Source organism: Enterobacter chuandaensis, assembly GCF_039718975.1.
Classification (GTDB): domain Bacteria; phylum Pseudomonadota; class Gammaproteobacteria; order Enterobacterales; family Enterobacteriaceae; genus Enterobacter; species Enterobacter chuandaensis.
Map to the genome: position 1 here is coordinate 2,637,065 of NZ_CP097173.1, position 12,015 is coordinate 2,649,079.

Below are 12,015 nucleotides of genomic sequence, written 5' to 3' on the forward strand. Positions count from 1 at the left end.
GTTTTACGCCCTTATTTTTTGTTCCAGGAAGAGAATCGTGTCTCAACTCTGCCCCTGTGGTAGCGCTCTGGAGTATAGCCTATGTTGCCAGCGATATCTTTCTGGCGATCAGGTTGCACCGGACCCGTCACACCTCATGCGTTCACGGTATACTGCTTTTGTGATCAAAGACGCAGACTACCTGATAAAAACGTGGCATCCGTCCTGCCACGCCGCCGATTTCAGACAGGAGATCGAAGCCGGGTTCGCCAACACCCATTGGCTTGGGCTTACCGTCTTTGAATCGTCCCCCGGCAGCCATGACGACGAAGGCTTTGTCAGCTTTGTTGCCCGTTTCACCGAGAACAATAAGCCCGGCGCCATTATCGAGCGTTCCCGGTTCTTAAAGGAAAGCGGGCAGTGGTATTATATTGACGGTACGCGCCCACAGTTTGGTCGTAACGATCCCTGCCCTTGTGGTTCAGGTAAAAAATTTAAAAAGTGTTGCGGGCAGTAACGCCTGACAACCCAGACTTCGCAAATACAAACAGGATTTCCCGGCGATGCAATCATTACAACGTAAAGTTCTGCGCACTATCTGCCCCGATCAAAAAGGGCTTATCGCACGAATTACCAACATTTGTTACAAGCATGAACTGAATATCGTGCAGAACAACGAGTTCGTTGACCACCGTACCGGTCGTTTCTTCATGCGTACCGAGCTGGAAGGCATTTTCAACGACACCACCCTGCTGGCCGATCTGGACAGCGCGCTGCCGGAGGGCTCCGTGCGTGAGCTGAATCCTGCGGGCCGCCGTCGCATTGTGATTCTGGTGACGAAGGAGGCTCACTGCCTGGGCGATCTGCTGATGAAAGCCAACTACGGTGGCCTTGATGTGGAAATTGCTGCCGTAATCGGCAACCATGAGACCCTGCGTACGCTGGTTGAACGGTTTGATATCCCGTTTGAACTGGTGAGCCATGAGGGCCACACCCGTGAAGAGCACGACAACCTGATGGCTGCTGCCATTGAAGCGCATAACCCGGACTACGTGGTGCTGGCAAAATACATGCGCGTGTTGACGCCTTCCTTCGTGGCCCGCTTCCCGAACAAGATCATCAATATCCACCACTCATTCCTGCCGGCCTTTATTGGCGCGCGTCCTTATCACCAGGCGTACGAGCGCGGCGTGAAGATCATTGGCGCTACCGCACACTACGTAAATGACAATCTGGACGAAGGCCCAATCATCATGCAGGACGTGATTCACGTGGATCACACCTACACCGCAGAAGATATGATGCGCGCCGGACGTGACGTTGAGAAGAATGTACTGAGCCGCGCGCTGTATCAGGTGCTGGCGCAGCGTGTCTTTGTCTACGGTAACAGAACCATCATTCTTTAATCTTTCGGAAAATGAATTGATTAGCTTTGCGCCTTTGCGGATAAAAAGCAGGCAAACAACTTCATTTCCCTAAAGGAATGCTTTACAGGGGCGTCTCATTTGATATGATGCGCCCCGCTTCCAGCAGGAAGCAGGCCAGTAAAAAAAGCATTACCCCGTGGTGGGGTTCCCGAGCGGCCAAAGGGAGCAGACTGTAAATCTGCCGTCATCGACTTCGAAGGTTCGAATCCTTCCCCCACCACCATCTCTCAGCACGACCTCAAAATTTGAATTACCCCTGGTGGGGTTCCCGAGCGGCCAAAGGGAGCAGACTGTAAATCTGCCGTCATCGACTTCGAAGGTTCGAATCCTTCCCCCACCACCATCACTTCCAAATGACGCTAAACTTTCCGTTCGCACTGAACATCATATGTTCCCGTAACGGGGAAGGAATTATCCGTAGGCCGGGTAAGGCGCAGCCGCCACCGGGCGACAGACGACTACATTGGCGGCAAACGACGCTTCACCGGCGAACTTTTCACAATCGACGTATTACACTGGGCATGCTCCGCCAGCCCGTCCAGCAACGCATCCAGTTGTTCTATCGAGCGCACCACCAGCCTAATCACAAAGCAGTCTTCTCCGGTCACCTTGTCACTCTCAATACACTCCGGCATCGCCTGAATGTATTTATCCACCTTATGCAACAGCCCCGGCAAAGGCCGCACGCGCACCAGCGCCTGCAGCGTATACCCCAGCGCCGCGAGATTCACCCGTGCGCCATACCCCTGAATCACACCGCGCTCTTCCAGCCTTTTCAGGCGTTCTGCCGTGCTGGGTGAGGTCAGGCCGATGCGGCCGCTGAGCACCTTCAAAGACATGCGCGCATCTTCTACCAGGCAGGCTAAAATTTGCCGATCGATATCATCAATAAGGTATTCCACTCGTTTCACCTAATTTAAAAAAGCAGTTAACACCTTCAACCTTATCTCACCCCTGTTAAACCCGACAGCGATTTTCGACAATAGCGTTATTAATCAGGAGGTGAATGATGCGTGATTTACATAAAGGCGTCTGGCAGATGAGCCTGGCGATGTTAATTTCCGGCTCTATCGGCGCGTTTGTTTTGCTCAGCGGTCTGCCGGTGACGGAAGTGGTGTTCTGGCGCTGTCTTATTGGGGCAATAGCGCTTTTTATTTTTATCCGGATAAGTCAAAAGCCCTTTAGCCCCCTCACCCGCACCACGCTGCTGCTGGCGATTCTCGGCGGCGTGGCTTTAGTGGTGAACTGGCTGCTGCTCTTCGCGGCCTATGAACGTATCTCTATTGGCCTCTCAACCGTGGTCTATAACACCCAGCCGTTTATGCTGGTCCTGATGGGGATGTTTTTAGGTGAACGCGTCAGCCTGGTCAAATGGGGCTGGCTATTCCTCGCCTTTGGTGGCGTGGTGGTATTGCTCTCCAGTGAGCTAACCGGCGCGCATGGCGGTGAATGGCTCACCGGAATCGGTCTGGCGCTGTCAGCGGCTTTCTTCTACGCGCTGACGGCAATCATTGCGCGGAAACTGAAATCCATCGCACCGCAGAATATCGCCTTTATCCAGGTACTGACGGGCGTGGTGATGCTTCTGCCGTTTGCCAGCATGCCGTCATTTTCCGGTGATTTTCCCTGGCCGATCCTGCTGACGCTCGGCATCGTCCATACCGGCATTATGTACCAGCTCTTGTATAGCGCGATCCAGAAGCTGCCCACGCCTGTTACCGGCTCGCTGTCGTTTATTTATCCCGTGGTCGCCATTGTTGTCGATAATGTGGTGTTCGGACACTCGCTGAACCTGACGCAGCTTGCGGGCGGCGCATTGATCCTGTTTGCAGCAGCGGGCAACAACCTGGGCTGGGGCGAAAAAAAACCCCGCGAGTGCGGGGTGAGTATCAAAACGACGAATTAGCGACGGGCGCGTACAATCTGGTATTTGCGCGTCAGGTACTCCACCGGCGCGCTCCAGATGTGCACCAGACGGGAGAACGGGAACAGCACAAACAGCGTCATGCCCAGCACAAGGTGAACGCGGAAAATAAACGCCACACCGTCCAGGTGCTCAGACGCGCCACCGTGGAAGGTCACCACGGACTGCGCCCAGCCCACCAGCTTCATCATCTCACTTCCGTCCATATGCTGCGCCGAGAACGGAATGGTCAGCAGGCCCAGCGCACACTGCACCATCAGCAGGGAGAGGATCAGGATGTCCGCTGCGGTGGTGGTAGCCCGCACGCGCGGGCTGAACAGACGACGTTTCAGCAGCAGCAGGCCGCCCACCAGAGTCATCACGCCGCAGGCACCGCCTGCGATCATCGCCATCTTCTGCTTCACTTCAATCGGCAGCCACGCTTCGTACATCCAGTGCGGCGTCAGCATCCCGAGGAAGTGGCCGGCGAAAATCCCCAGAATCCCGATGTGGAACAGGTTAGACGCGACGTGCATCCCTTTGCGGTCCAGCATCTGGCTGGAGGCGGCACGCCAGGTGTACTGGCCGTAATCGTAACGCAGCCAGCTTCCCACCAGGAACACGGTGCCCGCGATATACGGGTAAATGTCAAAGAAGAACATATTCAGGAAGTGCATTAGTGCCGTCCTCCGTTAGAGATATTCAAATATTGCGGGGCAACCGCGCCGGCAAAACGACGCTGGTGAGCGGAGATTTCAGACTCGCCGCAGTTCTGGTCAGCAAAGAATTTCACCTGCTCTTCTTCCCAGACCGCATCCAGCGCTTGTGGGGTGTCGTCGCGGGCTTCGTCCGCGATTTTCTGCGCCACTTTTTCACTGTCAACCGCGGCGTTTGCCAGCTTCACCAGCAGATCGAACAGCACCGCATAGCGGCTCTCGCGCTGCTGAAGACGCGCGCCGAGCAGCGCCAGTATCGGCGCGATGTCCTGCAGACCGCCCAGCGCCTCTTCTTTTGGCAACTGCGCAAGGTACTCCAGATACAGCGGCAGATGATCCGGCAGCTCGCGGCTGTCCAGTTGCAAGCCGTGCTGTTCGTACTGAGCCATTAAATCCACCATCGCCTGGCCGCGGTCGCGGGATTCCCCGTGAACATGTTCAAACAACAGCAGCGACGTCGCGCGGCCACGATCGAACAGCTGGCTGTAGTCCGCCTGGGCATCGAGCAGATCGCGCGCCAGCAGATCCCGGAGGAAAACGCCCAGCGCCTGGGCATCCTCTTTATCCAGATTTTCAGATGACGCGAGTGCATCAAAGAGTTCCTGCTGATGCTGCGCAAGCGCAGCATCCGGATACTCGAGCAGACGCGAAACAATGACGAGTTCAATCATTGGTGCGGCTCCGTTTTGCTGGTCACATCCATGGCGTCGATGCGGCGGCTGTTGAACAGGTTGAATTTGCTGTCTGACCCGTGGCAACCGTCGCCAAAGGTAAAGCCACAGCCATTTTTTTCCGGGAAGGCTTCGCGGGCCAGCTCACGGTGGCTGCTCGGCACCACGAAACGGTCTTCGTAGTTAGCAATCGCCAGGTAGCGGTACATCTCCTGCGCCTGCGCTTCGGTCAGGCCGACCTCTTCCAGCGCGCGGGTGTCGTTCACACCGTCAACGGTTTCCGCACGTTTGAAGTGACGCATCGCCAGCATACGTTTCAGCGCGAGCAGAACCGGCTGGGTATCGCCTGCGGTCAGCAGGTTAGCCAGGTACTGAACCGGGATACGCAGACTTTCCACGTCCGGCAGAATGCCGTTGCTGCCCAGCTCGCCCGCGTCCGCCGCAGACTGAATCGGCGACAGCGGCGGCACGTACCAGACCATCGGCAAGGTGCGGTATTCCGGATGCAGCGGCAGAGCCAGCTTCCAGTCCATCGCCATTTTGTACACGGGAGACTGCTGCGCCGCGTCAATCACGCTCTGCGGAATGCCGTCTTTCAGCGCCTGCTCAATCACCTTCGGATCGTTCGGATCGAGGAACACGTCCAGCTGACGCTGATACAGATCTTTCTCGTTCTCGGTGCTCGCCGCATTTTCAATCGCGTCTGCGTCATACAGCAGCACGCCAAGGTAGCGAATACGGCCTACGCAGCTCTCGGAGCAGACGGTCGGCATACCGGCTTCGATACGCGGGTAGCAGAAGATGCACTTCTCAGACTTACCGCTCTTCCAGTTGAAGTAGATTTTTTTGTACGGGCAGCCGGTGATGCACATGCGCCAGCCGCGGCACTTGTCCTGGTCGATCAGCACGATGCCGTCTTCTTCACGCTTGTAGATGGCGCCGCTCGGGCAGGTCGCCACGCACGCCGGGTTGAGGCAGTGCTCGCACAGGCGCGGCAGATACATCATGAAGGTGTTTTCGAACTGGCCGTACATCGCCTTCTGCATGTTCTCGAAGTTCTGGTCTTTGGCGCGCTTTTCGAACTCGCCGCCCAGAATTTCTTCCCAGTTTGGACCGCTGGTAATTTTGTCCATGCGCTGACCGGTGATCAGCGAGCGAGGACGAGCGATCGGCTGGTGTTTGCTTTCCGGCGCGTTGTGCAGGTTCTGGTAGTCGTAGTCAAACGGCTCGTAGTAATCCTCAATGCCCGGCAGGTGCGGGTTAGCGAAGATTTTACCCAGCAGCATCGCGCGGTTACCCATGCGCGGCTGCAGCTTGCCGTTGATTTTACGGATCCAGCCGCCCTTCCACTTCTCCTGGTTTTCCCAGTCGGTCGGGAAGCCGGTGCCCGGCTTGCTTTCCACGTTGTTGAACCAGGCGTACTCCATACCTTCGCGGCTGGTCCAGACGTTTTTACAGGTGACCGAGCAGGTATGACAGCCGATGCATTTATCCAGATTCAGCACCATGCCGACTTGTGAACGAATTTTCATTTTACGCTCTCCTGTACCTGGTCATTACCTTCGCCGTCTAACCAGTTAATATTCTTCATCTTACGTACCACCACGAACTCATCGCGGTTCGATCCTACGGTGCCGTAGTAGTTAAAGCCGTAGGCCAGCTGTGCATAGCCACCGATCATGTGGGTCGGTTTCGGTGTAATGCGGGTCACGGAGTTGTGGATCCCGCCGCGCTGCTCGGTAATTTCTGAACCCGGCAGGTTCACGATACGTTCCTGCGCGTGGTACATCATGGTCATCCCGGCCGGTACGCGTTGGCTCACCACCGCACGCGCCGTCAGGGCACCGTTGCTGTTGAACACTTCGATCCAGTCGTTATCTTCGATACCCAGATCTTTAGCGTCCGTTTCGCTCATCCAGACAATCGGACCGCCGCGTGACAACGTCAGCATCAGCAGGTTGTCGCTGTAGGTGGAGTGGATACCCCACTTCTGGTGCGGCGTCAGGAAGTTCAGCGCCTTCTCCGGGTTACCGTTCGATTTCGCGCCCATTACCGCTTTCACGGAGCGGGTGTCGATTGGCGGACGATACACCAGCAGGCTTTCACCGAAGTCGCGCATCCACTGGTGATCCTGATACAGCGACTGACGACCAGAAAGCGTGCGCCAAGGGATCAGTTCGTGAACGTTGGTATAACCGGCGTTATAGGACACGTGCTCATCTTCAAGGCCTGACCAGGTCGGGCTGGAGATAATCTTGCGCGGCTGAGCCTGGATATCGCGGAAGCGGATTTTCTCTTCCTCTTTATTCGTCGCTAGGTGCGTATGGTCGCGACCGGTAAACTCACTCAGCGCCGCCCAGGCTTTTACGGCAACGTGGCCGTTGGTTTCCGGTGCCAGGGTCAGGATCATCTCTGCTGCATCAATCGCCGTGTTCAGCATTGGCTGGCCTTTCGCCGGACCGTCCGCTTTGGTGTAGTTGAGCTTGCGCAGCAGATCCATTTCGCTCTGGGTGTTCCACGCGATCCCTTTTCCGCCGTTACCGATTTTCTCCATCAGCGGGCCGATAGAGGTAAAGCGCTCGTAGGTCGCCGGGTAGTCACGTTCAACCGGAAAGATGTGCGGTGCGGTGACGCCCGGGATCAGGTCGCATTCGCCTTTTTTCCAGTCCTTCACGTCCAGTGGCTGCGCCAGTTCGGCGGCGGAGTCGTGCTGGATTGGCAGCGTCACCACGTCGGTCTCTTTGCCCAGGTGGCCTACGCAAACTTCAGAGAATTTCTTCGCGATGTCTTTGTAGATATCCCAGTCGCTTTTTGATTCCCACGCCGGGTCAACGGCCGCAGACAGCGGATGAATAAACGGATGCATATCCGAGGTATTCATGTCGTCTTTTTCGTACCAGGTGGCGGTCGGCAGCACGATGTCGGAGTACAGGCAGGTGCTGGACAGACGGAAGTCCAGCGTCACCACCAGATCCAGCTTGCCGTCGAGACCGTTGTCTTTCCACTCCACCTCTTCTGGCTTCACGCCGCCCTGCTTGCCGAGATCTTTACCCTGAATACCGTTTTCGGTACCGAGCAGGTATTTCAGCATGTACTCGTGGCCTTTACCGGACGAGCCCAGCAGGTTGGAGCGCCAGATGAACAGGTTACGCGGATGGTTTTTACCGTTCTCAGGCTGTTCTGCCGCGAAACGAATTGAGCCATCCTTCAGGGATTTCACGGTGTAATCCACCGGTGACATGCCCGCTTGCTTCGCCGCTTCCGCAATGCGCAGCGGGTTAGTACCCAGCTGCGGCGCAGACGGCAGCCAGCCCATGCGTTCAGCACGCACGTTGAAGTCAATCAGGTGGCCACTGTAGCGGGATTTATCCGCCATCGGCGACAGCAGCTCCTGGGCAGTCACCGTCTCGTAGCGCCACTGGCTGGAGTGGTTATAGAAGTACGAAGTGCTGTTCATGTGACGAGCCGGACGCTGCCAGTCAAGGGCAAACGCCAGCGGCTGCCAGCCGGTCTGCGGTCGCAGTTTTTCCTGGCCCACGTAGTGCGCCCAGCCGCCGCCGCTCTGACCGACGCAGCCGCAGAAGATCAGCATGTTGATTAGACCGCGATAGTTCATATCGAGGTGATACCAGTGGTTCAGACCAGCACCGACGATGATCATGGAGCGACCGTGGGTCTTGTCGGCGTTTTCCGCAAACTCGCGGGCGATACGAACGATCTGCGCGCGCGGTACGCCGGTGATCTGCTCCGCCCAGGCCGGGGTGTAGGCCTTCACGTCGTCATAGCCGGTTGCGCAGTTTTCGTCGTTCAGACCGCGCTCCAGGCCATAGTTCGCCATGGTCAGGTCATAAACGGTGGTGACCAGCGCGGTAGAACCGTCGGCCAGCTGCAGGCGCTTAACCGGCAGCTTATGCATCAGAACGTTTTTCAGTTCAACCTTGTTGAAGTGCTCTGAACCTTCACCGCCAAAGTACGGGAAGCCGACCTCAGCGATCTCGTCCTGGCTGCCCAGCATGCTGAGACGCAGTTCGGTCTCTTCACCTGTGGTGCCGTTGCGTTGCTCAAGGTTCCACTTGCCCTTCTCGCCCCAGCGGAAGCCGATTGAGCCATTAGGCGCCACCAGCTCGCCGTTGCTGTTATAGGCAACGGTTTTCCACTCAGGGTTATTTTCCTGGCCCAGCGCATCCACCAGATCGGCAGCGCGCAGCGTGCGGCCAGCGGCATAGTAGCCGTCACGCTCTTCGAGCATCACCAGCATTGGCATGTCGGTGTAGCGACGCACGTAGTCGGTGAAGTACTGGCTTGGCTTATCAAGGTGGAACTCACGCAGCATGACGTGGCCCATCGCCATTGCCATCGCGGCATCGGTACCCTGTTTCGGCGCCAGCCACAGGTCGCAGAGCTTGGCGATTTCCGCGTAGTCCGGGGTTACCGCCACGGTTTTGGTGCCTTTGTAACGGACTTCAGTAAAGAAGTGCGCGTCCGGGGTACGGGTCTGCGGAACGTTTGAGCCCCAGGCGATGATGTAGCTGGAGTTGTACCAGTCGGCGGATTCCGGCACGTCGGTCTGCTCGCCCCAGGTCTGCGGAGAGGCAGGCGGAAGGTCACAGTACCAGTCGTAGAAGCTCAGGCAGGTACCGCCGATAAGAGACAGGTAACGCGCGCCGGAGGCGTAAGAAACCATCGACATCGCCGGGATGGGCGAGAAGCCCGCCACCCGGTCAGGACCGTAGGTTTTGACGGTGTAGACGTTGGAGGCGGCAATCAGCTCGTTCACCTCTTTCCAGGATGAGCGAACGAAGCCACCGCGACCGCGAGCCTGCTTGAAGCTTTTTGCTTTGTCGGCATCTTCAATAATGGACGCCCAGGCATCAACCGGATCGCTGTGCTGAACTTTCGCTTCACGCCACATCTTCATCAGGCGTTTGCGCATCAGCGGGTATTTCAGGCGGTTGGCGCTGTAGAGATACCAGGAGTAGCTGGCGCCACGCGGGCAGCCGCGCGGTTCGTGGTTCGGCATATCCGGACGGGTGCGCGGATAGTCGGTCTGCTGCATTTCCCAGGTCACCAGACCGTTTTTAACGAAAATCTTCCAGCTACATGAGCCAGTGCAGTTTACGCCGTGGGTAGAACGGACGACTTTGTCATGCTGCCAGCGCTGGCGGTAACCGTCTTCCCAGTCCCGGTTGGTATCCAGAACCTGGCCGTGCCCATCGGCAAAAGTTTCACCCTTCTGTTTGAAGTAGCGAAACCGGTCCAAAAATTTGCTCATCGGGTATCTCCTGTATGGAGCCTGTGGCTCTCTAAATCGACATTGCTGATTTGCAGCGAAGGTAACGCCCTGAAAGAGGAGGAGAATTGATAACGATCAAGACGAAGAGGGACTTTAAAAAGAGGGGTTAGGCTAAATACCACCAAAGCGGTATACTTTTAATGTGAATAAACAAATGATTTATAGGGAGATTTACGATTCATCGTACAATAACCCCGGCAAAATTTAACATCTCTGGTATTAAGGGGTAGACCCACCTGTAAAGCGATGGCGATCACAGTGTTACCTGCAGGCGTCTGCTGTGAAAAGCATCAGTATGTTGTAACTATAATGCGGATTAAAAAAACGCGGCCCGAAGGCCGCGTAAACGGATAATCAAACTTACTTATTTTTTTTGGTATTACGGCCATATACCAGCCACGTAATCACAACGCAGGCGATATAGAAGACGAGGAAGACTTTCATGGCGCCAGCCGGAGAGCCGGTCAGATCCAGAGAGATACCAAACGCTTTCGGGATAAAGAAGCCGCCAATTGCACCAATGGCAGAGATAAAGCCCAGGGCCGCAGCCGTATCCGTCGCCGCCTCACGCATGGCCTGCTCGTCGCTTCCCCCCTGCGCCTTAACGCGATCCATCGTCAGCTTGCGGAAGATCACAGAGATCATTTGGAAGGTGGACGCGCTCCCCAGCCCGGCCGTCAGGAACAGCACCATAAACACGCCGAAGAAAGCAATGAAGTTACCGCCCTGCCCGTCAGCAGGCAACGTCAGGAACAGCAGCGCGCAGAAGACCGCCATCACAACGAAGTTCACCAGCGTTACGCGGGTACCGCCCAGGCGGTCAGACACCATGCCGCCCAGCGAACGAGCCAGCGCGCCAATAAACGGACCGAAGAAGGCGAATTGCAGGATCTGCACGTCGGGGAACTGGGTTTTCGACAGCATGGCGAAGCCCGCAGAGAAGCCGATGAACGAACCGAAGGTAGCCAGATAAAGCAGCGCCATTACCCAGAGGTGACCACGTTTCAGCACCGGAAGCTGTTCGCTCAGGGATGCCTTCGACGCGGTCAGATCGTTCATAAAGAACCATGCCGCGAGGGTGAAGACCACCAGGAACGGAACCCAAATCCAGGCCGCGTTCTGCAGATAGAGGGAAGAACCATCCGCCTGCTCAACGCCACCGCCGCCAAAGGCCGCAAAAATAGAAACTGAAATCGCCAGCGGCGCAATCAGCTGCATCACGCTCACGCCCATGTTACCCAGGCCGCCGTTAATACCCAGCGCGCCGCCCTGCTTCGCTTTCGGGAAGAAGAAGCTGATGTTTGCCATGCTGGAGGCGAAGTTAGCCCCAGCGAAACCGCACAGCAGGGAGATAATCACGAACACGCTGAACGGCGTGGAGGTGTCCTGCACCGCAAAGCCCAGCCACACGCAAGGGACGATCATGATACCCGTACTGAACGCCGTCCAGCGACGACCGCCGAATACCGGGACCATAAACGCATAAGGTACACGCAGCAGCGCGCCCGAAAGCGACGGCAGCGCGGTCAGCATAAACAGCTGATCGGTGGTAAACGTAAACCCTACTTTCGGCAGGTTTACCGCGACCGCGCTAAACAACATCCATACGCAAAACGCTAAAAGCAGACACGGAACGGAAATCCACAGATTTCGGCTTGCTACACGATGGCCGCGCTGTTGCCAGAACGCCGGATCCTCTGGACGCCATTCAGTAATAACGGCACCATTATCCCTTTCGGGAGCGGATGAGTGACTCATAGACACCTCTGATTCTCGAATGATGCTGCAAACATTAGGGTTTTAGAGCGGCGGTAAGTTGATATAAATCAAAGGAAAAGTGGAAGGATTTGCGGCCTGAAAAAAGCCCTCATCCTTAGTGAGTAGGATATATCGGTAAAAAAGACGTGGTTTTTCACGGTGCTGTCGATTCCCTGCTCCTTCCTCCCCCTTCCCCTTACTCCTTTGGCAATTTAGGAGTAATCCTTTATTGGTATGGGTATACTCCAGGGTATGCACCAGAATAGCG

Annotated in this window: 9 protein-coding genes and 2 tRNA genes; 5 read left to right on the forward strand and 6 right to left on the reverse strand. The window is 56.4% G+C overall.

Features of this window, described 5'->3' with window-relative positions:
• Positions 1–37 precede the first annotated feature (37 nt).
• The 4 genes from MX657_RS12895 to MX657_RS12910 all read left to right on the forward strand — a co-directional run bounded on the left by MX657_RS12895 (position 38) and on the right by MX657_RS12910 (position 1,749).
• Positions 38–496, forward strand: coding sequence for a YchJ family protein (locus tag MX657_RS12895; RefSeq protein ID WP_080329353.1), 459 nt, complete (start codon positions 38–40; stop codon positions 494–496).
• A gap of 46 nt (positions 497–542) precedes the next feature.
• On the forward strand, positions 543–1,385 hold the full coding sequence (purU, locus tag MX657_RS12900; protein WP_003856715.1) for a formyltetrahydrofolate deformylase: 843 nt from the start codon (positions 543–545) through the stop codon (positions 1,383–1,385).
• A 159-nt stretch (positions 1,386–1,544) separates the two neighbouring features.
• Positions 1,545–1,629 (forward strand) — tRNA-Tyr (locus MX657_RS12905).
• Between the two features lie 35 nt (positions 1,630–1,664).
• Positions 1,665–1,749 (forward strand) — tRNA-Tyr (locus tag MX657_RS12910).
• Between the two features lie 115 nt (positions 1,750–1,864).
• Here MX657_RS12910 and MX657_RS12915 read toward each other — a convergent pair.
• Positions 1,865–2,308: an Lrp/AsnC family transcriptional regulator gene (locus MX657_RS12915; RefSeq protein ID WP_041909598.1), complete on the reverse strand. Its 444-nt coding sequence runs from the start codon at positions 2,306–2,308 to the stop codon at positions 1,865–1,867.
• A gap of 107 nt (positions 2,309–2,415) precedes the next feature.
• Between MX657_RS12915 and MX657_RS12920 the strand changes: the two genes are divergently transcribed.
• Positions 2,416–3,312, forward strand: a complete 897-nt coding sequence (locus MX657_RS12920) for a DMT family transporter (RefSeq protein WP_346808555.1) — start codon at positions 2,416–2,418, stop codon at positions 3,310–3,312.
• Here MX657_RS12920 and narI read toward each other — a convergent pair.
• The 5 genes from narI to MX657_RS12945 form a co-directional block, all read right to left on the reverse strand.
• Positions 3,309–3,986, reverse strand: coding sequence for a respiratory nitrate reductase subunit gamma (narI, locus tag MX657_RS12925; protein WP_021240339.1), 678 nt, complete (start codon positions 3,984–3,986; stop codon positions 3,309–3,311). The two genes, MX657_RS12920 and narI, sit on opposite strands and share 4 nt — an antisense overlap.
• Positions 3,986–4,696 (reverse strand): nitrate reductase molybdenum cofactor assembly chaperone, encoded by a 711-nt coding sequence (gene narJ / locus MX657_RS12930; RefSeq protein ID WP_080329355.1) that lies wholly within the window; start codon positions 4,694–4,696, stop codon positions 3,986–3,988. Before narJ ends, narI begins: the two co-directional genes overlap by 1 nt.
• The gene (narH, locus tag MX657_RS12935; RefSeq protein ID WP_119915826.1) at positions 4,693–6,228 is read right to left on the reverse strand and encodes a nitrate reductase subunit beta; all 1,536 of its coding nucleotides are present in this window, start codon (positions 6,226–6,228) and stop codon (positions 4,693–4,695) included. The genes narJ and narH overlap by 4 nt, the downstream gene beginning before the upstream one ends.
• A complete protein-coding gene (locus tag MX657_RS12940; RefSeq protein ID WP_346805934.1) occupies positions 6,225–9,968 on the reverse strand; it encodes a nitrate reductase subunit alpha in 3,744 nt (1,247 codons plus the stop codon). The genes narH and MX657_RS12940 overlap by 4 nt, the downstream gene beginning before the upstream one ends.
• A gap of 381 nt (positions 9,969–10,349) precedes the next feature.
• The gene (locus MX657_RS12945) at positions 10,350–11,747 is read right to left on the reverse strand and encodes a NarK family nitrate/nitrite MFS transporter (RefSeq protein ID WP_119915827.1); all 1,398 of its coding nucleotides are present in this window, start codon (positions 11,745–11,747) and stop codon (positions 10,350–10,352) included.
• Between the last annotated feature and the right edge of the window lie 268 nt (positions 11,748–12,015).